The 25,597-nt window shown below is 68.6% G+C and carries 26 protein-coding genes; 6 read left to right on the top strand and 20 right to left on the bottom strand.

The genetic code is table 11. The annotated features are described in order from the left end of the window. Positions 1-8: 8 nt before the first annotated feature. Both QO015_RS08845 and QO015_RS08850 read right to left on the bottom strand, forming a co-directional pair. Positions 9-2,102 (bottom strand): FUSC family protein, encoded by a 2,094-nt coding sequence (locus tag QO015_RS08845; protein ID WP_266279992.1) that lies wholly within the window; start codon positions 2,100-2,102, stop codon positions 9-11. 156 nt (positions 2,103-2,258) lie between these two features. Next, positions 2,259-2,507 (bottom strand): BrnA antitoxin family protein, encoded by a 249-nt coding sequence (locus QO015_RS08850; RefSeq protein WP_266279990.1) that lies wholly within the window; start codon positions 2,505-2,507, stop codon positions 2,259-2,261. Between the two features lie 262 nt (positions 2,508-2,769). On the opposite strand from QO015_RS08850, the gene QO015_RS08855 reads away from it, so the two are divergent. Beyond that, positions 2,770-3,138 (top strand): hypothetical protein, encoded by a 369-nt coding sequence (locus QO015_RS08855; protein WP_266279989.1) that lies wholly within the window; start codon positions 2,770-2,772, stop codon positions 3,136-3,138. Positions 3,139-3,210: 72 nt separating this feature from the next. Further along, positions 3,211-3,489 carry a hypothetical protein gene (locus QO015_RS08860; protein ID WP_266279987.1) on the top strand — a complete coding sequence of 93 codons (279 nt, stop codon included), beginning with the start codon at positions 3,211-3,213 and terminating at the stop codon, positions 3,487-3,489. A 52-nt stretch (positions 3,490-3,541) separates the two neighbouring features. On the opposite strand, the gene QO015_RS08865 is transcribed toward QO015_RS08860, so the two are convergent. The 7 genes from QO015_RS08865 to QO015_RS08895 form a co-directional block, all read right to left on the bottom strand. Beyond that, positions 3,542-4,354 carry a sugar phosphate isomerase/epimerase family protein gene (locus QO015_RS08865; RefSeq protein WP_307289430.1) on the bottom strand — a complete coding sequence of 271 codons (813 nt, stop codon included), beginning with the start codon at positions 4,352-4,354 and terminating at the stop codon, positions 3,542-3,544. A 14-nt stretch (positions 4,355-4,368) separates the two neighbouring features. Then, positions 4,369-5,205 (bottom strand): carbohydrate ABC transporter permease, encoded by an 837-nt coding sequence (locus QO015_RS08870; protein ID WP_266279985.1) that lies wholly within the window; start codon positions 5,203-5,205, stop codon positions 4,369-4,371. After that, on the bottom strand, positions 5,202-6,074 hold the full coding sequence (locus tag QO015_RS08875) for a carbohydrate ABC transporter permease (protein ID WP_266279984.1): 873 nt from the start codon (positions 6,072-6,074) through the stop codon (positions 5,202-5,204). Before QO015_RS08875 ends, QO015_RS08870 begins: the two co-directional genes overlap by 4 nt. 62 nt (positions 6,075-6,136) lie before the next feature. Then, positions 6,137-7,450, bottom strand: a complete 1,314-nt coding sequence (locus QO015_RS08880; RefSeq protein ID WP_266279982.1) for an ABC transporter substrate-binding protein — start codon at positions 7,448-7,450, stop codon at positions 6,137-6,139. A 122-nt stretch (positions 7,451-7,572) separates the two neighbouring features. Then, positions 7,573-8,325, bottom strand: coding sequence for an SDR family NAD(P)-dependent oxidoreductase (locus QO015_RS08885; protein ID WP_266279981.1), 753 nt, complete (start codon positions 8,323-8,325; stop codon positions 7,573-7,575). Between the two features lie 2 nt (positions 8,326-8,327). Next, positions 8,328-9,356, bottom strand: coding sequence for a tagatose 1,6-diphosphate aldolase (locus QO015_RS08890; RefSeq protein WP_266279979.1), 1,029 nt, complete (start codon positions 9,354-9,356; stop codon positions 8,328-8,330). Positions 9,357-9,402: 46 nt separating this feature from the next. Beyond that, positions 9,403-10,656 carry a carbohydrate kinase family protein gene (locus QO015_RS08895; RefSeq protein WP_266279977.1) on the bottom strand — a complete coding sequence of 418 codons (1,254 nt, stop codon included), beginning with the start codon at positions 10,654-10,656 and terminating at the stop codon, positions 9,403-9,405. 116 nt (positions 10,657-10,772) lie between these two features. Between QO015_RS08895 and QO015_RS08900 the strand changes: the two genes are divergently transcribed. After that, positions 10,773-11,555 carry a DeoR/GlpR family DNA-binding transcription regulator gene (locus tag QO015_RS08900; protein ID WP_266279976.1) on the top strand — a complete coding sequence of 261 codons (783 nt, stop codon included), beginning with the start codon at positions 10,773-10,775 and terminating at the stop codon, positions 11,553-11,555. 6 nt (positions 11,556-11,561) lie between these two features. On the opposite strand, the gene QO015_RS08905 is transcribed toward QO015_RS08900, so the two are convergent. The 11 genes from QO015_RS08905 to QO015_RS08955 all read right to left on the bottom strand — a co-directional run bounded on the left by QO015_RS08905 (position 11,562) and on the right by QO015_RS08955 (position 21,743). Next, a complete protein-coding gene (locus tag QO015_RS08905; RefSeq protein ID WP_266279975.1) occupies positions 11,562-12,323 on the bottom strand; it encodes an SDR family NAD(P)-dependent oxidoreductase in 762 nt (253 codons plus the stop codon). Positions 12,324-12,331: 8 nt separating this feature from the next. Then, entirely contained in the window at positions 12,332-13,483 is a 1,152-nt protein-coding gene (locus QO015_RS08910; protein ID WP_266279973.1) for a Gfo/Idh/MocA family protein, read from the bottom strand. Positions 13,484-13,573: 90 nt separating this feature from the next. Continuing rightward, the gene (locus QO015_RS08915; RefSeq protein ID WP_266282394.1) at positions 13,574-13,819 is read right to left on the bottom strand and encodes a DUF982 domain-containing protein; all 246 of its coding nucleotides are present in this window, start codon (positions 13,817-13,819) and stop codon (positions 13,574-13,576) included. A 97-nt stretch (positions 13,820-13,916) separates the two neighbouring features. Continuing rightward, a complete protein-coding gene (locus QO015_RS08920) occupies positions 13,917-14,816 on the bottom strand; it encodes a DUF3313 domain-containing protein (protein WP_266279972.1) in 900 nt (299 codons plus the stop codon). A 195-nt stretch (positions 14,817-15,011) separates the two neighbouring features. Then, complete coding sequence (locus tag QO015_RS08925) at positions 15,012-16,016, bottom strand: alpha/beta fold hydrolase (RefSeq protein ID WP_266279971.1); 1,005 nt, start codon at positions 16,014-16,016, stop codon at positions 15,012-15,014. Between the two features lie 308 nt (positions 16,017-16,324). Continuing rightward, a complete protein-coding gene (locus QO015_RS08930; protein WP_266279970.1) occupies positions 16,325-16,999 on the bottom strand; it encodes an HAD family hydrolase in 675 nt (224 codons plus the stop codon). A gap of 132 nt (positions 17,000-17,131) precedes the next feature. Beyond that, positions 17,132-17,302: a hypothetical protein gene (locus QO015_RS08935; protein WP_266279969.1), complete on the bottom strand. Its 171-nt coding sequence runs from the start codon at positions 17,300-17,302 to the stop codon at positions 17,132-17,134. 94 nt (positions 17,303-17,396) lie between these two features. Then, positions 17,397-18,293, bottom strand: a complete 897-nt coding sequence (locus tag QO015_RS08940; protein ID WP_266279968.1) for an NAD-dependent epimerase/dehydratase family protein — start codon at positions 18,291-18,293, stop codon at positions 17,397-17,399. An 82-nt stretch (positions 18,294-18,375) separates the two neighbouring features. Continuing rightward, positions 18,376-19,533, bottom strand: coding sequence for a mandelate racemase/muconate lactonizing enzyme family protein (locus tag QO015_RS08945; RefSeq protein WP_266279966.1), 1,158 nt, complete (start codon positions 19,531-19,533; stop codon positions 18,376-18,378). Between the two features lie 260 nt (positions 19,534-19,793). After that, on the bottom strand, positions 19,794-20,774 hold the full coding sequence (locus QO015_RS08950) for an aldo/keto reductase (RefSeq protein ID WP_266279964.1): 981 nt from the start codon (positions 20,772-20,774) through the stop codon (positions 19,794-19,796). Positions 20,775-21,032: 258 nt separating this feature from the next. After that, complete coding sequence (locus QO015_RS08955) at positions 21,033-21,743, bottom strand: FadR/GntR family transcriptional regulator (RefSeq protein ID WP_266279963.1); 711 nt, start codon at positions 21,741-21,743, stop codon at positions 21,033-21,035. Positions 21,744-22,433: 690 nt separating this feature from the next. Between QO015_RS08955 and QO015_RS08960 the strand changes: the two genes are divergently transcribed. From QO015_RS08960 to QO015_RS08970, 3 genes are read left to right on the top strand one after another with little or no spacing between them, the layout of a single operon-like run. After that, positions 22,434-23,720: an ABC transporter substrate-binding protein gene (locus tag QO015_RS08960; RefSeq protein ID WP_266279961.1), complete on the top strand. Its 1,287-nt coding sequence runs from the start codon at positions 22,434-22,436 to the stop codon at positions 23,718-23,720. A 1-nt stretch (position 23,721) separates the two neighbouring features. After that, complete coding sequence (locus QO015_RS08965; protein ID WP_266279959.1) at positions 23,722-24,648, top strand: carbohydrate ABC transporter permease; 927 nt, start codon at positions 23,722-23,724, stop codon at positions 24,646-24,648. After that, positions 24,645-25,532: a carbohydrate ABC transporter permease gene (locus QO015_RS08970; RefSeq protein ID WP_266279957.1), complete on the top strand. Its 888-nt coding sequence runs from the start codon at positions 24,645-24,647 to the stop codon at positions 25,530-25,532. The genes QO015_RS08965 and QO015_RS08970 overlap by 4 nt, the downstream gene beginning before the upstream one ends. Positions 25,533-25,597 lie beyond the last annotated feature (65 nt).

Raw genomic sequence — 25,597 nt, forward strand, 5'->3', positions numbered from 1 at the left:
CCCTCCCCTCAGCCATCGTCGAACCGGCGGGCGAGATAGGCCCGGTCGATCGTGAATCGGTCGGCCAGGAACCGGACCGACGCCCCCGCCTGCAGCAATGCTGTCGCCGCTTCGCCGGGCGCAATGCTGCGGCCGGCGAGGTCGGCACGCAACGCCTCAATGGCCGCCTCCGCTGCCGCGAGTGCGGCCTGGTCGTCGCGGGCGGCGACGCCGAGCCGCTCCAGCGTCGCGGCGAATGCCTCGAGGAAGGCGGCGATGCCGGCGGCGGCGTCGGGCGGCATGGCGGCGTCCCGGCTCAGGACGCGCAGTCTCCCGATCTCGATGCATGACGAGGCGACACCGAGGCTGCCGCGGAAGAAATCCTCGTCGCGCTGCTGGCTGAGGGTAAGGCGCGGCAGGAGCGCCGCGAGCAGGGAGACGATCTCGGCCGATCCCTCGCGCGGCGGGATCGCGCCACGCGCCACGCCCGGCAGCACGGCGCCGACCGCGCGGCGCCATGCGCTGCCGCGGCGGGCCGCCGAGGTGACGGGCCATATGGCGAGCACCAGCAGGGTGAGCGCCATGCCGCCGAGCAGCGCGAAGGCGTTGCTCACGAAGCCGGCCTCGTCGAGGACGTAGAGATTGCCGGTGGAGAGCTGCGAGATGCCCATGGCGCCGATCGCCGTGCCGAGCGCCCCCGTCGCGGGCGTTCCGGCGAGCAATCCTGCCGGCAGCAGAAGCAGCATCAGAACCACCGCCAGCTCGCCGAAGCCTTCGAGGCCCGGCAGGACGAAGACGAATACGAGATAGGACGCGGCGACGGCGATGGCGGTGCCGGTGAGGAACGGCAGGGCCGCGTCGATCTGCCGGTCCTGGTTGACGGACAGGAACAGCGTGATGACACCGCCCGCGACGGCGGCGAAGCCTTCCGACCACCCCGTCGCCATCCAGATGACCGTCAGCAGCAGGATGGCGGCGGCGCCGCGCAGCCCGAGCAGCAGCGGCTCGCGATTGGGCGCGCCGGGCCTGGAGGCGGGCTGGCGGACGGTTCGCCCGCCGGCGCCGGAGGCGTCGATCATCGTTGCCAGCGCCAGCGCCTCGACGAGTTCGCCGGCCCGGCGGAGGATGAGCAGCCCATTCGCAAGCGCATCGAACGGGACGCGCCCCGCCATCGCGTCGATCTCGCGGCCGCTCGCCTTCAGCGACGCCGCGGCGGCCGCGGCCTCGTGGCGAAGGGTGGCCGCATCGGGCCGTCGCGCCCCATCGGCGGCGAGGGCGTCGATCCGTGCGGCGAGGCCTTCCAGCACCGGCCGCACCCGCGTCTCGACGCCGGCCGCCGCGTCGCCGGCGAAGGCGTCGATCCGGACATGGAGGCCCCGCGCCACGGAGAGGACGAGCAGGAACTCGTGCACGATGCGTTGCAGGCGAGGTCCGTCCGCGCGCATGTCCGGCGCCTCGAACAGCGCCGAGGCGCGGAGCGCATCGAACTGCACGACCCGCGTGACCATACGGCCGCGTATCCGGGCGAACTCGGCCGGCGTCGCGGAAAGCCGCAGCGCCGTCGCCGCGTAATGCGCGAGGTCGCGCCGCGTGCCGGCCAGCGATGCGCGCAGCGCGTCGCCGGCATAGCGGGGCAGGACGAGGACGGTCATCAGCGTGCCGCAGCCGATGCCGATCAGGATCGCCGCCGTCCGGTCGCCCGCCACCATCCAGGCATCGAGCGGACTGGACGATCCTTCATAGGCGACGAGGATGGTCGTGTAGCCGAAGAGCAGCGCACCGTAGGAGACGAAATTGCGCAGGCGCGAGGCGAGATAGAAGCTGACGAAGACGACGATCACCGTCGCGCCGACCATAAGCTCCGGAGCCTCGGCGAGGAGCGCGACGATGCCGAGCCCCGTGATGCCTCCGAGCACGGTTCCGATGGCCCGCCACAGGCCCTTCGAGAGCGCGGCGCCGACGGTCGGCTGCGCGAGCAGATAGACGGTGAGAGCCGCCCATTGCGGGTCACCGAGCTCGATCCGGTAGCAGATCGCGAGCGCCAGCACGGCCGCCGCCGCCGTGCGCAGCGAGAAGACGATGTTGCGCCAGCCGAGGTCGACCGGAACGAGCGGCCGCGCCACGACTCCTTCCGACGCTGCCGACGCCCCCGCGCCTGTTCGCATTCCTGCCATCACAAGGCGCCGCTCCATGCGGCCGTTTCGCGTCGGGCACCGGGCCTTCGGTCTCTCCGGCTCCGAAGTCGACGAGCGGCAGCGAGTCGCAATGTCGGTGAGAATCTATTCCTTCGGCAAGGGGTCCATCCCGTCCGCGATCGCAGCGGCCCGCAGGGCCGCGTTCATCCGCTCCTGCCAGCCCGGGCCATTCGCCTGAAAGTGCTCGACCACGTCGCGATCGATCCTGATCGAGACGAGTTCCTTCGCCGTCGGAAGCGCGCCGGTGCCGATGTCCGGCTGCCGCTTCTTCGCGAACATCGCCTCGGCGGCGGCAAAGGGGTCCTTGGGGCGGCGGGGCCGATCCGTGGTCATGTGCGTTCCTCGCGTTCTCGCCCTTCCAGGGCATGTGGCGGCATAGGCGATAATCGGCGGCAGCGCGAGGCCAGTCCGCTCGGACCGACGCTCCGGAGCGCGCCACCCTTGATGCGCCGCCCCGATGGCGGATCCCCGTCGCGACCGGACATCGGCTGGCGACAACCGTCTTTCCCGGGGCGCGCCTTCATTCATATGAAACGCGACGGGAATGTCGCGCGTTGAAGCGAGGTCGACCATCCGACGTTCGAGAGGGATCATCATGAAATCGAGGGTCGAACGATTCATCGATCAACTGGCGGCCTCTTCCTTTGGCCTGAAGGAGGCCCGCAACGATGTCCACAGCGCTTCTGTCGGGAACGAGGCGGTCGCGCCCCTGACGCTGCTCGCTCTCGGACACAGACTGGCCGACGATGCTGCACGATCCGACGCCGAACGCAACGAGGCAGCGTTCGACACGATCGAGCGGGCGTTTGCCGACGGCGACCCCGACCTCTCGGCCGCGTCCGGCCGCGTCATCGAGGCGGCTGTCGCCCGGGCCGTCGATCTCGAAACCTGGCCTGATCTGCGGCTGAGGTTCGGCGAGCGCTCGGGCGCGCACGCTCTCAACTGCATTGCGCTCGATCGCTAGCGGCGAGCCTGCCGCCGTGGGATGATGCGAGGTCGGGCGATACCCGATGGCGAAGCGCGGAGGACCCCTCCCATGATGGCGCGCAGACTGGTGATCGCGCTCTTCGGCCTGGCGCTCCTGTCAGGCTGCAACACCTGGGAACGATACCAGGCGTCGGTCGAACAGGGTTGCCGCGAGCAATTCGGGGACAAGACCAAGCGCTACAATGACTGCCTGAAGCGGGCCGCGGCAGCCGACCGCGCAAAGCTCAGGCACCAGGACCAGATGTGGTACGACAGCATCGACGACGCCATGAGCGTGCCGATCGTGCCGGTGGTGCCGCTCAGGCCTCACCCGCCGCATCGTTGGTGAAGTGCAGCGGCGGGCTGGCGGGCCGCCCCTCGCGAAGAATGCTCGACGGCCGCTAGACCCCCACAGCATCCTTCAGCATCCGCCGGTTCTTGGCGACCGCGGCGGCGGGGTCTCGGCCGGCTTCCTCGGATTCCTCCTCGACGACCAGCCACCCGTTGAAGTTCGGGGCTTTCGCGACGGTTGCGACGACGGCGGGAATGTCGCAAGCGCCCGCGCCCAGCATCGCCCAGTGGCCGGAGGCATCGACATCCTTCAGGTGCAGGTAGCGGATGCGCGTGGCATAGGTTTCGAGCGTATCGAGGATGTCCTGACGGCCGCGCAGGATGTGGCCCGTGTCGGGCACCCAGCCGATCAGCGTCGGGTCGGTCAGCTCCATGATGCGGTCATAGTCGGCGCGGGTCTCGAGCAGCGTGTCGTGGTGCGAACTCGGATGGAAGGCGACCGTGACGCCATGCCGGCGGCCGGCCTCGCCGGCGGCGTTGTAGAAGCGCGCGGCGGCGGCGAACTTCGCCTCGCGCGGGCCGGGCGACATGACAGTCGCGCTGCCGAGCGACAGCACCGCGCCGGGAAAGGCGGCGGTGAAGGCAAGCGCCCGCTCGACCATCGCGAGATCCTCCGCCAGCGCCGCCTCCTCGGTGAAGCCGGACGAGCTGCCGCAGGCGAAGGCGACGAGCACGAGGCCGTTTTTCGCCAGCGCCTCGGCGAAGGCGCCCGGACGGCCGGCATAGGCGCCGATCATGGTGTCGGTGATCTCGATGCCCTGGTAGCCGGCCGCGCCGATCGCCGCGAGGAGATCGTCCGGCTCGCCGCGGAAGGCATCGCCCAGCATCTCCCAGGTATAGGTCTGGCAGGCCGGCTTCAGCATGGGTGCACCTTTCGTCATTCCTTCACCGCGCCCTGCGTCAGTCCGTCGATGATGTGGCGCTGGAAGAGCAGCACCAGGAGAACCAGCGGGATCGTCACCACGATCGAGGCGGCGGCGATGTCGCCCCACGGGATGTAATGGAGATTGGTGAAATTCGCGATGCCGACCGGGACGGTCTGGTGGTCGATGTTCGAGGTGAAGGCCAGCGCGAACATGAACTCGTTCCAGGCCGCGATGAAGGCGAGTAGGCCCGTCGTCACGAGGCTCGGAGCCGAGATCGGCAGGATGATCCGCCAGAAGAGCCCGACGGTCGAGCAGCCGTCCATGCGCGCCGCCTCGTCGATCTCGCGCGGCAGCGTGTCGAAATAGCCGAACATCACCCAGGTCACGAGCGGCACGCCGAGCGCGACATAGGTGATCACGAGGCCGGAATAGGTGTCGAGCAGCGCCAGGTCGGAGGCGAGCAGATAGAGCGGGCCGACGATCGCGATCTGCGGGAACATCGATACCGAGAGGATCGCGGCGAGGATGCCGAACCGGCCCTTGATGTCGAGGCGCGACAGGGCGAAGCCGGCCATGGCCCCGACCGCCAGGCAGAACAGCGTCGTGAAGCCGGCGACGATCAGCGAATTGCGCAGATAGAGCTGGAAGCTCTTCTCGACGAATATGTTCGCGTAGTGGTCGAAGGTCAGGGGCGAGGGGATGAAGGACGGCGTCGCGGCCGTCAGCTCGACATCGTTCTGGAACGAGGTCGAGAGCTGCCACAGGAAGGGGGCCGCCGACCAGAAGAGGATCAGCAGGCCGCCGCAATAGATGAGGATCGTCTGGAGACGGTTGCGCTCGTAGATCATCGCGGCGCCCGCATCTTGCGCATGATGAAGAAGCCGAAGCCGATCGCGATCAGCGCCTCGGTGATGAACATCGCGGTCGCCATGGCCGAGCCGTAGCCGAACTGCAGCGCCGAGAAGAGCGTCTTGTAGGACAGCGTCGACAGCGTCTCGGTCGCGTCGGCGGGGCCGCCGCCGGTCAGCACATAGACGAGGTCGAAGACTCGGAAGGCGTCGAGCGCGCGGAACATGCCGGCGATCAGGAGCGTCGACATCAGGAGCGGCAGCCGCACATGGATGAAGGTCGCGACCGGTCCGGCGCCGTCCATCCGCGCCGCCTCGATCAGCGACTTCGGGATGGTCTGCAGCCCGGCCATCAGGAGAAGCGCCATGAAGGGCGCCGTCTTCCAGACATCGGCGATGATGATCGTGGTCATCGCGTGGTCGATCGAGCCGTACCAGTTGATGTTCTCGGCGATGAGGCCGCTGCTGCGCAGCGCCCAGTTGACGACGCCATACTGGCCGTCGAACAGCCAGCCGAACATCTTGGACGTGACGACCGTCGGCATCGCCCAGGGCACGAGCATCGCGGCGCGCACGATGGAGCGGCCGGCGAAATGCTCGACGAGGAGCAGCGCCATGACGAGGCCGAGGATGGTCTCGGCGAGGGTCGAGACGACGGTGAAATAGACGGTGTGCCGCCAGGCGTTCCAGAAGAGATCGTCGCCGAGCAGCTGCGCGTAGTTCTCGAGGCCGATGAAATCGTGCTCCTGCGTCACCAGCGAGGTGTTGGTGAAGGAGAGCCAGAGGCCGTTCAGGATCGGGTACAGCGACACCGAACCGAGCGAGACGGCGATCGGCAGCAGGAACAGCAAGGGCGCGAGACGCGGCATCGACCAGCCGGCCCCCCGAGGGGGACCGGCCAGCGCCGCGGCCGGGAGGGACCGCGCTGTCATTACTTCGAGACGATCGCGTCGATCTTCTTGGCTGCCGCCTCCAGCTCCTCCTTCACCTTGCCGGTGACGAGGGCGCGGGAGATGCCGGACTGGGCCGCCAGCGAGACCTGCGGATATTTCGGCGTCTTCGGGCGCGGCGTTGCGCCGGTGAACACCGTCTTCAGCGACTGCATGAAGGGCTGCTCCTTGCCGAGCGTCTCGTTGTCGAAGACGGCCGGGCGGGTCGGGGCGATGCCCATCTTGAGGGCGAAGCGGAGCTGCGTCTCCGGCGAGGCCATCCAGGTGAGGAACTCGACGGCCGCTTCGCGCTGCTTGGTGTTGGCGTTGATGCCGTACTGGTAGCCGCCGAGGCAGCCGGCGCTCTTGCCACCCTCGAAATGCGGCAGCGGGGCGACGCCGACCTTGCCGGGCACCTTGGACGACTTCGCGTCCTGCGCCAGGACATAGACATAGGACCAGTTGCGCAGGAACGCCGCCTCGCCGCCGGTGAAGGGCGCGCGCGAGGGCTCCTCGTCCCATGAGAGCACGTCCGCCGGGCTGATCTTGTACTTGTTGATCGTGTCGTGAAGGAACTGGATCGCCTCGACGGCCTTGTCGCTTGCCAGCGTCGAGGAGCGGCCGTCGCCGGCGAGGATCGAGGCATTGTTGGAGGCGAGCACCGAGACGGCGTCGCAGACCAGCACTTCCGCCTGCTTGCCCTGCCACAGGAAGCCGAACTTCACCTTCTTGTCGGCCTGCAGCTTCATCGCCTGCTCGGTCATCTCGGCCCAGGTCGTCGGAACCTTGGCGCCGATCTCGTCGAGCAGATCCTTTCGGTAGAACATCATGCCGGAGTCGATGCCCCAGGGCAGCGCGGTCAGCTTGCCGTCATAGGTGCAGGCATCGATGGTGCCGTCGAAGAACTGGTTCTTCACGCCGCCGAAATACTCGTCGAGCGGCAGCGCCCAGCCGGCAGCGGCGAATTCGGCGATCCAGATCACGTCCTGCGTGAAGACGTCGGGCGAGCCGTTTTTGCGGGCGAGCTGCTGGACGAGCGCCTGATGCACCTCGGTCGAGGAGCTCGGCGGCGGCAGCTCGATATATTTGACGAAGATCTTGCTCTGCGACTCGTTGAAGGTGTCGACGACGTTGCCGATCGACTCGGTGCCCTGGAACTTGGCGCTGGCGAAGCTGATCTCGACACGGTCGGCGGCGCGCGCGAGGCGCGGCATGCCGAGCGCGGCGGCGCCCGCGGCGACGCCGGCGCCCATCATGAACTGACGGCGCTGGATTCCACCCTTCCCGCTGGCGGGGGTCTTCGGTGTCCTGGTCATTTCCTCTCTCCCTTTGGTGCCGGCGATCATTCGCCAGCTGTTTTTTGCATCATGCTTGCCGCGCTCCTCGGCAGCGTCAAGCATAAAGACGCAAAATAACGCAATCGTGCGGACTGGATCGCCTAGAAGGCGCCCAGCCCGCCATTGATCTCGATGATCTCGCCGGCGATGAACCCGGCCGCGGGGGATGCGAGATAGAGCACAGCGGCGGCGACATCGGCCGGCGTGCCCTCGCGTCGCATGGGGGTGCGCTCGACCGTCGCCTTGCGTCCCTCGGCGGTCGAGAAGCGGTCGTGGAACTGCGTGCCGATGAGGCCGGGGGCGACGCCGTTCACGCGCACGCCGTCCGGGCCGACCTCCTTGGCGAGCGCGCGGACGAAGGTCATCACGCCGCCCTTGGAGGCCGCATAGTGCGATGCGCCGGCGCCACCGCCGTCATGGGCGGCGAGCGAGCTCATCAGCACGATCGCGCCCGATTTCGCCTCGGTCATCTGCGGCACGACCGCCCTCGCCAGCAGGAAGGCGCTGGTGAGATTGACGGCGAGCGCCTCGTTCCAGAGCTGCAGCGAGCACTCGGCCACCTTGCTGCGCTTCAGCAGCCCGCCGGCATTGCCGACGGCGATGTCGATGCGTCCGAAGGCGGCATTGGTCCGCGCCACCGCCTCGGCCACCGCGTTTTCGTCGGTGGCGTCGGTCTGAAGCGCAAGCGCCTTGGCCTCGCCATGCGCGGCGACGATCTCGGCCGCCTGCGCGCCGCTCGAGGCATAGGTGAAGGCGACGCGGGCGCCCTGCTCGATGAACGCTTCGACGATGCCGCGGCCGATGCCCGAGGCGCCGCCCGTGACCAGCACCGTCTTCCCGGAGAAGCCGGTCATGCTCAGGCCTCCTGCCAGCTGGAATACCAGCCGTCGGGGAAGGCGGCGGCGAGCTGGTCGCCGGTCACCGCCGGGGCGTAGGGACGGCCATGACGGCGCGTGACCTCGGTCAGCTCGGCGAGGCGGGCGGCCGCCTCCCTGGCCGCGACGGCGCGCGCCGCCGGGTCGCGGGTCGAGACCGCGTCCTGCCAGATCGAGCGCCCCCCGAGGAAGCCCGAGGCGCCGGCGTCGCAGGCGACTTCCACCTGCGTGCGGAATTCCTCGTAGCCGACGCCGGCCGAAAGGATGACCCAGGGCTGCACCATGCCGTCATTGAGGCGCTGGCAGGCCTTGGCGGCGGCGCGGCGGCCCTCCGGCGTGGAGACGTCGCCGGGGAACTCCACCTTCAGCATGTCGGCGCCGAATTCGGCCGCGATATGCGCGGATTCGATGATCCCCTCGACGCGGCGCTCCTTCCAGGCCGTGCTCTTGGTGTCCTCTCCCGGCAGCGCGTACCAGATCGGCTCGACGACGAAGGGCAGCGACTGCTCGGCGCATTCGGCGACGAGATCGCGCACGACCTGGCGCTGCGCCTCGGCCGTCTTGGCGTCGGAGCGGTAGAACCAGAGCAGCTTCTCCATATCCGCGCCGAGCATCTTGATCTTGCGCGTCGTCCAGTGGGGGCGGAAGCGGGTGCGGCGCTCGCCGTCGACCGTGTCGAAGCCCTCGCCCTCGATCGAGGCGATGAGGCCGACAGAACCGGGAAGGGCGCGCGAGGCGATGACCTGCGCCAGGCTGAACTGCGCTTCCAGCAGGAAGGCGCTGGCGACCGGCGCGACTGCGTTGACCAGTTCGAGCTTGGCGTCGACGGCCTGCTGGTAGCTGACCTTCGAGCGGTCGTCGGCCAACATGTCCTTGAACGAGATCAGATGGTCGAGCGCGAGGACGACGAAGAAGCCGTCGCTGGTGGTGATGCGCTGCAGACCGCGCATCTTGCCGGGGTCGAGCGAGGGCATCGAGCCCTGAAGGCGGGCGGGCGCGGCAGAGGTCACGGAAGTCTCCTTGGGAACGAAATCGAAGGGGGTGAGAGGTTCGGGCCTAGCTGCCCGGCGGCTGGCAGTGAACGAGAAGCGTCCCGGCCAGGAAGGTGTCGCCGAGCCCGATCGTGCTGGCGGGCCGACTCAGCCAGGGAGCCGGACAAGTGACGGCGGCATAGCCATCGGCCGCTCCGCCGAATTGCGGCGGCGGCGAAAAGACGGCATCGGCGGGGATGTCCTGCGGCCGGACCGGCCGGCCGGCCGCGGCGCGGGCACCGGCCAGCACGCAGCCGGCGAACAGCGCCCTCGCCTCGCGCTCGGCGTCGCCCGTCGTGACCGCGAGCGCATAATCGTCGGCATGGACGCAGAGCCGCGCGAGGCCATGGCGGCGCGCAAACGCAGCCATCGGGCCGGGCTCGGCCGGCCCCTTGCCGATGACGCGCCATTCGGACAGGCTCATGCCGACCGAGGTGACGAGCCCGGCGAGGCTGCCGAGGATCATGGCCGGCAGATGCGGCCGGTGGCCGTAGTCGGCGAGTTCGATATGCACGAAGCCGAGTCCGGCGGCGCGCCAGCCGCGCGCGAGATCCGCGACACGGGCCAGCGTTTGCGGCAGCAGGTGATCGGGTGTCGAGACGAGGCTGGAGATCGCCGCGGCGCCGGCATTGCGGGCCATGTCGAGGCTGAGCGCCGCGAAGGCGGGGTCGTTTTCGGGCACGTCGTCGACAAGGCGCACGATGACGCGCGTCGAGCGGCTCACGACCTCGCCGGCAACCTCGGTTCCGGCGGTGGACTCGAAGATCCAGTGACGCGCCTTGGCGCGCGCGGGGTCCGGCGCGATCTCCGCCAGCGGGCGGGCAGACCCGCCCTCCGCGATCAGGATGCCGGGATCGAGCACGGCAAGCTGCGCCGGGCTGCGATCGGCCAGCGCCAGAAGGGCCGGCGCGCCGAGAATCCCGAAGGCCTTGGCGATCTGGGCCGACGTGCCGCCGGCACCGATGTCGTGCGGCAGGTTCTCCGCCAGCCAGGCGTCGCCGGTCGGCCAGTCGATGCTGTATTCGCCGCCGCGACCGGCGCGGATACGGGCAAGGAGTTCTCCGGCAAGATCGCGCGCCGGCAGCGGCGCATCGGGCGCGAACAGGAGGACGGCCTTTTCGAGGCGGACGGAGGCGTCGACGAAGGCCGAGAAGCCGAGCAGCACCGGCCGCGCCGCCCTGGCGAGCGAGGACATCGCCGCCGCGGTCTCGGCAAAGCGCCGACGCCAAAGGCGATCGAAACCCTCGAGATCGGCCGAGACCCGGTCGGCGGCACCCATGCGCGTTTCCTCTTTTGCGCTTTTATTCTGTGTTTTGCGTCTTTATGCGTTTTTAGGATGATCCATTGGCATCGTCAAGCGACTTCCGGTAGCATGACGGCAAAAGGAGATTCCGAATGAAGAGACGGTCCGCCGTCGCCCTGCCGCTCAGCCGCAGGACGGAAATGCTGCGTCTCGTCGCCGAGCAGGGCAGCGTTTCCGTGCCGGAACTTGCCGATTTGTTTCGCGTTTCGACCGACACCGTCCGCCGCGATCTCGACTCGCTGGCCAGCAGCGGTGCGGTGCTCCGGACGCATGGAGGCGCCGTGCGCGCCGAGGGCGCCGGGATCGTTCCGGTCGCCGACCGCATCGTGACGCAGGCCGACGCCAAGACGCGGATCGCCGCGGCGGCGGCGCAGCTCATCGAGAGCGGCGAGACGCTGATGGTCAATGGCGGCTCGACGACGCTGGCCTTCGCGCTGATGCTTCCGGCCGACCGCTCCGTCGGGCTCATCACCAATTCGGTGTCGATCCTCGACCAGATCGACACCAGCGCCTTCACCAATGTCTATGCGATCGGCGGCGAGCTGTTCAGCGTGTCGCGGGTCATGATCGGGCCGGTGATCTTCCCCCATTCCGACCGCATCCATGTCGACACCGCCGTGATCGGCGTCCGCTCCATCCACCCCTCGCGCGGCATCTCGACGGCGACCGTCGCCGAGGCGGCCATGATCTCGGAGATGATGCGGGCGGCGCGGCGCACCATCGTCGTCGCCGATGAGACCAAGTTCACGCAGAGCGCCTTCGCGGCCATTGCGCCGCTCTCGGAGATCGACATCCTCGTCACGAGCGCGACGCCGCCCGAGCCGATGGCCGAGGCGCTCGCCGAGGCGGAGGTTCAGGTGATCGTCGCGCCCTGAGGGGCGTCAGACCCAGCCGCCGTCGATGACATAGGACTGGTTGGTGCAGGCGGACGCCTCGTCGGAGGCGAAGAACAGCACCGGCCGCGCGATGTCCTCGACCTGCAGCGGCCGCTTGAGGCACTGGCCCTGCATCAGGTCGGCGACGCCCGCCGGCGTCAGATAGAGGCTGACCTGCCGCTCCGTCATGATCCAGCCGGGCACGACCGAGCAGACGCGGATGTTGAACGGCCCGAGATCGCGCGCGAGACTGCGCGTCAGCCCGACGATCGCCGATTTCGCCGTCGTGTAGCCCGGCATGCCGCCGCGCGACTGCATCCAGGAATTGGAGCCGATATTGACGATGGCGCCGCCGCCTGCCGCCTTCATGTCGCCCATCACGGCTTGCGCCGCGAAGAACTGGTGCTTGAGATTGACCGCGAGGCGCTGGTCCCAATAGTCCGGCGTCACGTCCTCGATGGCGTGGCGCTCGTCATGGGCGGCGTTGTTGATGAGGATGGTGATCGGCCCGAGATGCTCGCGGACGCGGCCGATCGCGGCGCGCAGCGCTTCGATATCGGTGATGTCGCAAGGCTCGAAATGAACGGTCCCCTCGCCTTCCAGTTCGGCGACCAGGGCCCTCGAGCCCGTCTCGTCGATGTCGAGGAAGCCGACCTTCGAGCCCTGGGCGACGAAATGGCGGACGATGGAGGCGCCGATGCCGCCGCCGCCGCCGGTAACGAGCACGGTGCGGTTCCTGAGGCTCGGATAGGTCGCGATGTCACTCATAATGGTCCTCAGGCGGCCTGCAGCGCCGCGGCCTCGGCCTCGGAGAGGGCCGGCGGGCGGTCGATCGTGGTGGTGAGAGGACGCGGCTTGCCTTCCGCGGCGGACAAAAGGATCGCCTCCATGATCTCGAGCACATGCAGCGCCAGCTTGCCCGACGCGCGCGACGCGCGCTTCCCGGCGAGCGAGGCGGCGAGATCGGCGACGCCGAGCATGCGGTAGTTGGCGCGATCCGGCTTGTCGAAGGGCCAGTTGTGTCGCCCGTTGAGCAACTGGTCCGTCGGCATCTCGCGCCAGTCGCCACCGCGTTCGCTGAGCGCCACCGTGCCGCCGAAGGTGTCGGGGTCGGGAAGGCGAAGCGACCCTTCGGTGCCGTGCAGCTCGATCGGATGGTTGCCATGCCGGAACACGTCCCAGCTCATGCCGACGGCGACCACGGCGCCGCTCGCGAATTCTAGCGCGGCATGGACCGTGGTCGGCGTTCCGACCGAGAAGCGGGTGCCGGATGTCGGGCCGGGCGCGGTGATGAGCCGCTCGGCCTCGCCCGTCGTCGCGATCGCCGTCACGCGCCGCGCCGGACCGAGCAGGGTCGCGAGCATCGTCAGGTAATAGGGGCCCATGTCGAGCACCGGACCGGCGCCGGGCTGGTAGTAGAACTGCGGATTGGGGTGCCAGTGCTCCATGCCGCGCGACATCATGAAGGCCGTCCCCGTCACCACGCGACCGATGGCGCCCTCGTCCATGAGCCGCCGCGCCATGCGGCCGGCCGCGCCGAGAAAGGTGTCCGGCGCGCAGCCGAGCGCGAGCCCGTGCGCTTCCGCCATATCGACCAGTCGCCGACCCTCGTCGAAGGAGACCGAGAGCGGCTTTTCGGTGAAGACGTGCTTGCCGGCGGCGAGCGCGGCCGAGGAAATGTCGAAATGCGCGGCCGGGATGGTGAGATTGAGGACGAGATCGACCTCGTCCGAGCGGATCAGCTCATCGACCGCAAGGGCGCGCAATCCATAGGTGTCAGCCCGCCGCGTCGCCGCCTCGGGAACGAGATCGGCGCAGGCCGTCAGCTCGACGCCCGGGAACATCCTGGCGTTGCGCAGATAGGTCTCCGCTATATTGCCGCAACCCACGATGCCGACGCGAAGCCGCATGATCGTCCAACCCGCCATTCGCAGCGCGACGGCCGGATGCCTGTCGCCGCCGGCATGGATGCAACATTTTGCGGCTCTCTGCAAGAATCATCGGTGCTGCCCGCAGGCTCATGCCTGGTCGAGAATACCGGCGTCGTCGGCGACCTTGACCAGCGCTTCGCGGGCGCTGGCGGGCGAAGCCTTGCCGTTCAGGACGTCGAGACAGGTGCGCAGTGCCTTGCCGTAGCTGCGCGGCTTGACCGTGCCGGTCGGCCACCTCTCCAGCAGCCATCGCGCGGCTTCCTCGACATTGGTCAGCCGCCGTCGGCGGGTCACGGTCTCCCAGACGGAGACACGCTCGATCGGATGCATCATCGCCCTCACCGGATCATCCCTCTCAAGGTCCGACCGGGCGCGCGGTTCCGTCAAGTAGTGCGCTCCGTCGCACAGGGCCGGGGCGCGCGATCCCGTTCTATCGCGCGGGCGCGGGAGCGGGGGCGCGGGCGGAGGGATCCGTCCATTCCGGCGGGGCGCCCACCATACCGCTGACGAAGCCGGGAATGCCGGCCTGGCGGCCGAAGGCGTCGCAGGCGGCATATTTCGGCTTGCCGCCCAGGAAGGACTGCACCCGCTGGCCGGAGGGAATGGCGATGTTGACGTCCGGCGGCGGCGTGCCCTTGGCGAGCAGCGTCGCGAGCGCGCCGCCATAGGACGAGGCGAGCGCATAGGCGTCGCCGACATCGGAGACGCGCGGCTTGGTGGTGAGCGAATTGGCGCCCTTGGCCCAGACCAGCGCGGCGACCTGCTGGCCGGACCGGTCGAGGGCCTCGCCTTCCATCGACAGCCCGCCGAGGCCGAGCGGCAGGCGCGGCGCGCCAACCGGCAGCACGAAGCTGCTGCCCAGCGAGACCGCGACCGACGCGCCCGCCAGCACCTTGTCGGTCGGCACGATGTCCGCGACGATGCTGTGCACGGAAAGATCGGCCGGCTGGTTGCCCGCCACGATCTCGAACCGGTCGCTGAGTGCGATGCAGGTGGCGCGGTCGATGGCGTTGGAGACGAGCACCCGGTCCGCCGCCTTGGGAACGCGGCTCGCCGCCTGCGCCGACAGCGTGGTCGGCACGATGCGGACCGTTCGGGCGGCCGCAAGGGCCTGCTTGTCGGCGAAGCTGCGCGTCTTGCCGAAGCTGCCGCTCTCCTGGCCGAGCCGTGCCGTCGAGGTGAGGCCGGCCCCCGAGGAAAGAGGCACCGACGCGCATCCCGCGAGCAGCGCCAGCGCGGCCGCGGCGAGCGCGGCGCGCGCCAGGCGGCGTCCGGCCGCTCGGGACGGCCGCGCGGTCGGGCTGGTCTGCTCGGAGGAAGGAAATGTCATGCCGTGGCCTCGTGTGGGATTCCGGCCGTCCGTGCCGGGACCGCCGCGCCGAATAGGGCATGATTCGCGCCGGGCCGCACCATCACGGACGCGCGTCGCGGCCCATGACAGATGGCGGCGGGCGGTCATCCGGCCCTCTTTTCGCGCCTTATACGGCGCGACGCCCGCGACGGATCGGTTCCCTGGTGAAGGCGCTCAGGCGGCGCGGCGCGCGGTCTCGATGCGGTCGATCATGGCGAGGACGGCGTCCGGCGCCGTCTGCTGCACCATATGCCCGGCATGCGGGACGATGTCGACCAGGGCGCCGGGAATGGCGGCCTTGAGCAGCCCGGCCTGCTCGGCGGCATCGATGAGATCGTCGGCGTCGCCTGCGAGGATGCCGACCGGCGCCGTGATGCGGCTGTAGTCCGGCACCATGGCCGAGGCGGCGATCAGGAGCGCCGACTCGGCCGCGACCGAGCGCAGCCCCTCCGGACCGCAGGCGAGCTCGCGCAGCGAGGCCGAGAAGCGTGGCGCGATCGGCGCGGGGCGGAACATCTTCTCCAGCACCAGCGGCCAGGTCTTCCGCGCGAGAAGGGGAAGGACCGTATAGCGCGCGATGGTGCCGAGGATGGGAACGGCCGGGAGCGACGCGAACGCAAGCGCCGGGCGGGGCTTCGGAAAATAGTAGCCCGAGACGGCGATGACGCCCGCGACCGCCTCCGGATGGCGCAGCGCACATTCGAGCGCGACGGATGCGCCGAAAGAATGGCCGAGCACGAGATAGCGCTCGATGCCGAGTTGCCGAAGCGCCGCATGGATGAGATCCGCCTGCGCGGCCGGCGTCCAGATCGGGCCGCGCGGACGGGAACTCGCGCCGAAACCGGGCCGGTCGAAAGCGAGCACGCGGTAGCGCCCCGATGCCGCCCCGATGAGGCCGCTCGCGACGAAATCCTCGGCGGCCGAGCCATTGCCATGCAGGAGCACGAGCGGCATGCCCACGCCTTCGTCGAGGACATGCAGGCGCACCGCGCCGACATGCATGAGCCGGCCGCGCAGCGCGCGGAGCACCGCCTGCCGGGCGCGGACATGATTATAGGCGGCGAGCCCGGCGAACGACGCCGCCACCACCAGCGGCAGCAGCGAGACCGACCGCTTCCGCGCGGCCCGCGTTCGCTTCGTCACGGCGGCGGCGACCGCCCCGCCCATGCCCTTGATCATGACGCACTCCTTCGATCGTCGCGGCCGCGATCTGCCGCGCCCATCCTCTCGAACCGCGACCGGAGAAGGCGGTTCCGCGGAAGAGGCCGGGAACATCTCTGGCCGTACTCTCCGGCGTTGGCGGGGGAGGATGCGACAGCCGACGATACTCCCGCCGGACAAAACCGAGGAGACACAAGCGAGGGCGTCGCGGCTGGATGGCCGAACGGATGCGCCGGCCGGCGCGCGGCGCCGATTGGCCGTCGTGCGCGGCGTCGGAAGCAGAAAGGCGTCGGTGCCGCCGTGCTGCGGCGATGGCCTGGCTGGCCTCAGGCCGCAGGCGCGCGATGCACCCGCACCCCGTCGCCGTCGAGCGCCACGACGAGTTCGGCATAGGTGCCGATGACCGGATGCGGCGTCGCCATTTCCTCGCGATGCGTCGCCGCCACCACGAGGACGCGCGCGCCCGACGCCTCGCCGGCGGCGATGCCGGCCGGCGCGTCCTCGACTACGAGGCAAGCGGCGATATCGACGCCGAGACGGCTCGCGGCGAGGAGATAGCAGTCCGGCTGCGGCTTGCCGTTCACGACGTCGTCGGCCGTGATCAGCAGTTCCGGCACCGGCACGCCGGCTGCCGCGAGGCGGCGAAGCGCGAGGGGGCGGGGCGCCGAGGTCACGATCGCCCAGCGATGGCCAGGCAGTCCGGCGAGGAAATCGACCGCGCCGTCGATGGCGCGGATGCCGCCCATGTCGTCCATCTCGGCGAGCGTCAGTTCATGCGCCTCGCGGACGGCATCGACACCGGGAAGGCCGAGCTCGGCGATCGTCTCGACCGCGCGCTTGCCATGGATCGTCGGCAGGAAGGTCTCGACATCGAGCCCGTGACGGGCCGCCCAGCGCGACCAGATCCGCTCCGCCGCTTCGATCGAGGACAGGAGCGTTCCGTCCATGTCGAACAGGAGCGCGGCAAAGGACGCGCCGGGAAAAAGATCCGTGCCGGACAATCGAAACTCCTCAGCTGTTGGTCCCGGCGCGGGGGGATGCTGGGGCTCGGCCGCGGACGGCGCGAGATATGGCACGAAGCAGCGCGGGGATGAAGGGCGGAAGGCGGCGATGCCGGCCATGCGGCCGGAACGTCATTCCTTCATCTGCCTCGCGACCCAGCCAACCCCGCCGAGGATGAGACCGCCGCCGAAGAGCCCGGCGACGCCGCCCCAGATCGCGCCGGCGCTGCCGGCGAACGCATTGCCGACGAGAACACCGCCGACGCCGAGAATGATCGGCGCGAGACACCCGATCGCAATCATCCGATCCTCCAAGGCGCGTGGCCCGCGCCTCCACGGCCAGGCCTTCGCCGCGCAGGATGGACCGCGCCGCCGCCTCGAGGCAAGCGCCGTCCGGTCAGCTCGTCGGCACGAAGCGGCGCCAGTCGCCCGCCTCGCGGAAACCGAGGAGTTCGCGCGCCTTGCGGTTGGAGAGCGGCGCCTCATGGCCGGGCAGCGGCCGGGTCAGCGGCGTCTGCGGCTGATGCTTGGCCAGAAATTCCTCGGTCGGCTCGTTGGCGATGATGCGATCGTTGGTGGCGTTGAACACCTGGAAGCCGAGCCCGTCCGTCTCGATGCAGCGATGCACGATCTCGGCGAGGTCGGTGACGTCGATATAGCTCCAGGCGTCGCGCTTGCGCGACAGCGGATCGGCGAGATTGGCGGCGAAGCGCTTGTAGTCCTCCGGCGCCGTCACCGCGCCGATGCGCAGCGCATAGATGTCGGCGCCGCTGCGCGAGGCGAAGGAGCGGGCGATCTTCTCGCCGACGATCTTGGACAGGCCATAGCTGTCGGTCGGATCGGCATCGCTCTCCTCGTCGACCGGGAAGCTCGCAAAGTCCCGGTCGCCCTCGGCGAAACAGATGCCGTAGACTGTCTCGCTGGAGGCGGTGACGATCTTGCGGATGCCGAGCTTCGTGGCGGCCTCGATCACGTTGTAGGTCGAGAGGACGTTGGTGCGGAACATCGCGTTGTCCGGCCGCGCGAAGATTCGGGGGATCGCCGCGAAATGCACGACCGCGTCGATCGGCGCCCTGCCCTTGCCCGAGAAGTATTCGGGGAAGCCGAAATGGCTCGAAAGGGCGTTGAACGCCTCGCCGCTGTCCGAGAGATCGACGATCATCGTCTCGACGCCGGGGAAGTCCAGCGGCACGAGATCGAGATTGAGTATCTCGTAGCCCCTGGCGACGAGATTGGGGATGACGAAGCGGCCGGCCTTGCCGCTGCCGCCCGTGAAGACGATGCGCTTGCCCATGGGAACCCTCGCCCCTTGTCCGAGCCCTTCGGAAGAGCCGGGCCCGCGTCGCGGCCCCGGTCTCTCGACTTGGAGCCTTGCCTCAGGCGAAGATGCCGAAGCCGGGGACGGCATGGCGGCGCACGCCGTCCATGTCGAGCTCGACGCCGATGCCGGGGGTGTCGGGGATGACGATGTGGCCGTCCTCGACGATCGACTTGGCGCCGTTCGGCAGCTTCACATAGCTGTCCCAGGCCTCACGCTCTTCCAGCGCATGCCATTCGAGCACGAGGAAATTCGGCACGACGGCGCAGGTCTGCGCGGTCGCCATGGTGCCGATCGGCGTCGAGACGAGATGCGGCGCGAAGGGCAGGTAGTAGATCTCGGCGAGATTGGCGATCTTCTTGCTCTCGGCGAGGCCGCCGCATTTCGGCACGTCGGGCATGATCACGTCCGCGACCTGCTGCTGCATCATCTCGCGGAAGCCCCAGCGCATGTAGAGGTTCTCGCCGATGCAGATCGGCGTGCGGCTGCGCGAGCGGATCTGGCGGAGCGCGTCGACATTCTCGGCCGGGATCGGCTCCTCGAGCCAGAGCAGGTTGAAGGGCTCCATCTCCCAGGCGATGCGGCAGGCGCTCGGCACGTCGTAGCGGCCATGCAGGTCGATGCAGAGGTCGATATCGGGGCCGATCGCCTCGCGAACCGCCTGCACGCGCTCGACCATGGTGCGGATCTCGGCATTGTTCGCCGTATGGTTCATCCGGTCGAACTTGGCGGGATGGTTCAGATTGTCGATGTCGAACTTCAGCGCGGTGAAGCCCTCGGCGACCATGCGCTTCGCGCGCGCGGCGCAGCCGGCCGGCGAGCCGGACTTCTCGTCGCCATCGCCGCAATCGGCATAGAGGCGGATCTTGTCGCGATACTTGCCGCCCATCATGCGGTAGAGCGGCTGGCCGGCCGCCTTCGCCGCGAGGTCCCAGAGCGCGATCTCGATGCCCGACAGCGCGATCAGGAACACGCCCGACTGCGCACCGGAGAAGATGTGCGCACGGCGCAGCTTGTCCCAGCAATATTCGACATTGCGCGGATCCTCGCCGATCAGCTCGTGCTTCAGCTCGGAGATCAGCCCGACGATCGCCGCGGCGCCGGCATCCGGATTGGCCTCGCCGATGCCGTAGATCCCCTCGTCGGTGTCGATGCGGACCAGCGTGGCGTGGCCGTGATAGGCGACCACGGCGGTCTTGATGTCGGTGATCTTCATGGAAACTCTCTCCCTCGTCTGATCGGTGGCGCGGCACCCGCGGCGATCATTCCTGCCCGGACGCGTCTCGGCGCATGCTGGATGGTCGGCCGCGCCACGTCATCGGCTGCGCGGAAACCCTGAATGTCGCGAAGCGGCGCGAGGCGCCGCCCCGGTGGGCGGTCACCCCGCGCGCCGCCCTCGTGGAGGAGGGCTCCGCGCCGGGGCACTGGCGCGGAGGAGGAGAAGGCGGACGCGCGGGGATTCCGGGTCGCCCGGCGCTACTTCTGTGCGCGCGGGCGGTGATGACGGGTCCAATAGCCGAACATGTCGCCCTTGGACGCGATCTCGGCCCAGACCGGCGCGGTCAGCGCCTCCATCGCAGCGACATCTTCCGGGGAGATGGTCCAGCCGACGCTGCCGGCATTCTCCTCGATCTCGCGCACCGTGCGCGCGCCGAGCAGCGGCGAGCTGACGCCGGGGCGGCTGGTCAGCCACTGCACCGCGAGCTGCGGGATCGTCTTGCCATATTTGGCCGCGATCGGGCGGAGGCCCTCGACCGCCGCCAGCGCCTTCTCGTAGGTGCCCGGCTGGAAGAGCACGGTCGTCCGCCGCTCGTCGCCCTCGGCGAATTCGGTATCGGGACGAAGCGTGCCGGTCAGGAGCCCCTGCGCGAGGCCGCTATAGGGAATGATGCCGATGGCGTGCTCGCGGCAATAGGGCAGGATCTCCGCCTCGACCTCGCGCCAGAGCATGTTGTAGGGCGGCTGCAGCACGTCGATCGTGCCATGCTGGTTCGCCTCCTCGATCTGCTTGATGCCGAAATTGGAGACGCCGATCGCGCGGATCTTGCCCTCGCCGCGCAGCTTCTCGAGCGCGCCCATCGTGTCGCCGATCGGATAGTCGGGATGCGGCCAGTGGATGAAATAGACGTCGATGTAATCGGTCTTGAGGCGCTTCAGCGACCCTTCGAAGGCGGCGAGGACGTCGGCCGGGTCGAGATGGTTCGGGGCAACCTTGGTCGCGATCACCGCCTTGTCGCGGCGGCCGACCAGAGCCTCGCCGAGGACCTCCTCGGAATGGCCGGCGCCATAGGCCTCGGCCGTGTCGATCAGCGTGACGCCGAGATCGAGGGCGCGATGGATGACGCGGATCGATTCGGCGTCGTCGGCCGCGCCCCAGAACGATCCCGACATGCCCCAGGTGCCGAGGCCGATTTCCGACACCTCGACCGGCGATCCGCCCAGACGGCGATATTGCATTCTCTTCCTCCCAAGTCCGGACGGCCATTGAGGCGGCCGCCTCGTCTCCTTGTTCTTTTATACGGTTATCCGCTCATCTGACAAGTCAGTTTGGACAAACGCAGCGTGCTTTTCGGGCGAGGCCCCGCATACGGCGGCTGCATCGACGCGGAAATCCGTCATGGCCGCGCTCGTCGCGGCCATCCATGACTGTCTTCGACACCCGTTCGGAAAGGCACCCATTGGGAAAGGCGCCTGGCGGGATAGGCCCGGCCTGTCTCAGCCCCGGTCGACGATATCGAGGTCGAGTTCGGCGATCGCCTTCAGCGTCACTTCGAGATGGATGCGCATCGCCGTCTCGGCGGCGGCGGCATCGCGCGCCGCCAGCGCCTCGTAGATGGCGCGGTGCTGGCGCGTCGCGGTCGGCAGCGCGTCCGGCGCCTGGTTCGACACGCGGCGGCTCGCCAGCTGCCACCAGCGCGAGGAGTACATGAAGCGGTCGAGAATGCGGTTGCGCGTCGCGCGGCAGATTTCCATGTGGAAGTCGAAGTCGAGCTCGACATAGACGTCGGGCTCGCGTTCGTGGCCCCCCATGGCGGCGAGGATGGCGCCGAGCCGCTTGAGATCGGCCTCGGTCAGCCGCCGCGCCGCTTCTCCGGCGATGGCCGGCTCGAAGATCAGCCGCGCGTGATGCAGTTCGACGAGCAGGTCGTGCACCTGCTCCTGCGGCAGCCATTCGATGAGAAGCGGGCTCAGATAGTCCCATTCGGCGATCGGGCGGATGGTGACGCGGCGCCCCTGCGCGATCTCCACCATGTCGAGGGAACTCAGGATCTTCAGCGCCTCGCGCGCGACGGCCCGCGACACGCCGAACTCGACCGAAATCTGCTGCTCCGACGGCACCAGCCCGTCCGTGAACGCATCGCTCGCGATGCGGCGGATGAGAACGCCGGCGACCTGCGTCGGCAGCGTGCGGAGCTGGACCTTCATCTGCACCGTCGTGGCGCCCCCTCGACTCGCGCGAACGGAGAGAGACGCATCATGGCGGGAGTCGGCGCAATCCGCACCATGCCGCGACGCGGCACTCCGTCGATTCCAGGCCCCACTGCCGGCGATGTCATCGCCGCCACCCCGTCGCTTGTCCGGCGGGCGGCCCGACCGCCGGGGGCCCGCTCCATTCTTGATGACTGAGACTGACGCGCTCCACAACCCTCCGCCGCGCGGCGAATGCGCCTATCGGCCTCGCCAAACCCGTTTCGCTGCCGCGAAAGACCGGAACCCCGGCGCCACAGGCTCGGTCAGGCAAAGAACGGCAGCGTGCTTGACCTGCATGCGAGGCGATAGTAGCATCATCTTATCGGACAAGTCGATAAGCATATAAGCGCTGCACACAGCGTGGTCCGAAGCTCGCACCGGCCGTCCCGGCCGTGGGGAGGAGCAATGCCCGTTTCGCCGATGTTCCGACGCTGCATCCAGCGTTCGCGACCGCCTGCGCCGCTTCCGGCCAAATCCCGTTCCGGGCGCCATGCCGCCGCGGATCCGTCACGGCCGATTTCCGCATGCGGTTCGGAGCGACCGCCGTGGCCGGGTCGCCCGGCACCCTGAGAATTTCCCGGAGCCGTCGCGGAGGAGCTGGACGGCTGCGGGCGATGCCAACGAACCGAAAAAAGGGAGGTTACGATGTCCATCAGGCTTACGAGGCGTGGATTCCTCGGGGGAAGCGCCGCCGTCATCGGCGGCTCGACCCTCGCGGCGCCCTATATCGCTCAGGCGCAGAACGCCGACGAGATCCGCGCCCTGCTCATCACCGGCGGCCCGCTCTATCCCAAATACTGGGAGAAGGTCGTCGCTGACTTCACCGCCAAGACCGGCATCAAGGTCAAGTACGACCTGCTCGAGTTCACGCCGCTCACCACCAAGATCGTCACGCTCGGCGCCGCGAGAAGCCCGCTCTATGACGTATTCAGCACGCATACCGCGCAGATCGACTCCTTCTTCAACTATTTCGGGGCGCTGAACGAGTATTTCACCGCCGACGAACTGAAGGACTTCTATCAGGTCGGCATCGACTACCTCGTCGACCCGAAGACGAAGAACCTCGCGGCGATTCCGCGCAACATGGATGCGCGCACCCAGTATTACCGCTCCGACGTCTATGCCGAGCACGGGCTGAAGGCGGCGGTCACCTGGGAGGACCTCGTCAATGTCAGCCAGAAGCTGACCGGCAACGGCTATTACGGCCTCGTCGTCCCCGGCCAGGGCGATCCGGCGCAGCGCACCTTCTCCGACTATCTGTGGCAGGCGGGCGGCGACTGGGTCGACGACCAGGGCAAGCCGTCCTTCAACGCCGCTCCCGGCATCGAGGCGCTGACCTATTACCGCGACCTCATCCAGAAGTGGAAGGTCGTGCCGCCGGACGCGGTCTCCTACCAGTGGAACGAGAACTCGACGCAGTTCTCCTCCGGGGCGGTGATGGACACGTTCGACTGGCCGGGCGCCTTCGCGACACTCGCCAATCCCGAGACGTCGAAGGTGGTCGGCAAGTGGTCGACGGCGCCCTATGTGCGCAACAAGACCGCGATCTCCTGCGCCATCTCGCATGCCATGGCGCTCAACAGCATGTCGAAGCGCAAGCCGCCGGCCGTCGAGTTCATCAAGTATACGGTGAGCCCCGAGGCCCAGCTGCTGAACTTCAACGAATACTCGAACTTCCCGAGCCGCCTCTCGGTCGCCAAGCAGGTCGTCTCGGAAGCGACCGGCGCCAAGGCCGAGTGGCTTGCGCAGCTCGAGCAGACCATCGCCACCGGCAAGGAATGGCCGAAGCTGCCCGGCTTCTCCCGCGTGTGCACGCTGATGTTCTCGACCATCGAGCGCGCGCTCAGCAACCAGCAGACGCCCGAGGAGGCGCTCAACCAGGCCGCCGCCGAAGCCCTGCAGATCATGACGCAGGCCGGGGCCTATAACTAGCATGACCACGGCCGCAAGGCCGGCGGGGCGCCAGCGGCGAGGTTCGTCGCTGGCGCCGAGCTGGCAGAAGGGTTACCTGCTCGCCAGTCCGGCGCTGATCGCGATGATCGCGATCCTGATCTATCCGCTGGGCTATTCCTTCGTGATGAGCTTCTACCGGTGGGATCTCGCCTCGCCGTCTCAGTATTTCGTAGGGCTCTCCAACTATCGCGACACGTTCAACAGCCTCGGCTTCCAGCAGACGCTGCGCGTCCAGCTGATCTTTTCCTTCGTCACGATCGCCATCGAGGTCGTGGCCGGCATCGGCGTCGCCGTGCTTGTCAACGGCAAGCTGCGCGGGTTGAAGCTCGCCCGCACGCTGCTGCTCGTGCCGCCGATGATCGCCCCGGCGGTGGTCGGCCTCAATTTCCGCTGGCTGTTCAACGGCCAGTACGGGCTCGTCAACGCGGTGCTCCGCTTCCTCGGCCTGCCCGAGGCGCCGTGGCTGTCCGACCCGAACTGGGCGCTCGTCTCGGTGATGATCGCCGATATCTGGCAGAACACGCCGCTCCTCGTGCTGCTTTTCCTCGCCGGCCTGCAGTCGCTGCCGCAGGAGCCGATCGAGGCGGCGCAGGTCGACGGCGCCTCGTCCTGGGGCATCTTCTGGCACATCACGCTGCCGCTGCTGCGGCCGGTGATCATGATCGTGCTGATGCTCCGCATCATCGACACGTTCCGCACCTTCGACGTCATCTGGCTGATGACGCAGGGCGGTCCGGGCGGCGCCACCAACCTCGTCACCGTCAACGCCTATCTGCTGGCGTTCCAGAGCGCGTCCTTCGGCCATGCCTCGGCCGTCTCCTATATCGCGCTGTTCATGTCGCTGATCTTCCTGGCGCTCCTTTACGGGCTGCCATGGCTGCGGCGCAGACTGAGGAGGACCTCATGACCGCATCCGCCACCGCTTCCCCTCTCCGCCGGCGGCGCGGCCGCCCGGCGCTGCGCGAAGGCATCACGGCGGGCCTCGTGATCCGCTACCTGGTGCTGATCGGCACCGTCCTCCTCACCATCTTCCCGCTGATCTGGCTGGTGCTGACCTCGCTCAGAAGCTCGGCCGACATCTTCGCGGTGCCGGTGCGGGTGCTGCCGGAATCGGTCACCTTCAACCAGTATGTCGCCGTCTTCAGCCAGTACGGCCTCGACAACTATCTCTGGAACACCGTCATCGTCTCGGTGGCGACGGTGGTTCTCGTGATCCTCTGCGCCGTGCCCTGCGCCTATGCCATGGCGCGGTTCAACCTGCCCGGCGCCAAGGTCGTGGTCAGCATCCTGCTCATCATGCGCATGATCCCGGTCGTGGCGCTCGCCATCCCGCTCTTCGCGGTGTTCGCCTCGATCGGCCTGCTCGATACGCTGACGGCGCTCGTGCTCGCGCATACCGCCTCGAAGCTTCCCGTCGCGATCTGGCTGCTGATGGGCTTCATCCAGGACCTGCCCAAGGAGATCGAGGAATCGGCGCAGATGGACGGCGCGAGCACGCTCCGCATCATCGTACAGATCGTCTCGCCGCTGATCGCCCCCGGCATCGGCGCGACCGCGGTCATCACCTTCCTCTTCACCTGGAACGACCTCCTGCTCGCCCTGACGCTGTCCTCCTCGGAAGCGGCTCAGACGCTGCCGGTCGGGCTCACCAATTTCGTGTCGCAATTCGGCATCGACTGGGGCGCCATGTCGGCAGCCGGCGTTATGATGGTCATCCCGACGCTGATCTTCGTATGGTTCGCCCAGGGCCTCCTCGTGAAGGGGCTCGTCACGGGCGCCGTGCGCGGCTGACGGACAATCGAAAGCGGCCGCGCCGCCATGGGGCGAAGCGCGGCCCGGCAAGGCAAAAGGGACGG

This window comes from Kaistia geumhonensis, from assembly GCF_030815145.1.
GTDB lineage: Bacteria > Pseudomonadota > Alphaproteobacteria > Rhizobiales > Kaistiaceae > Kaistia > Kaistia geumhonensis.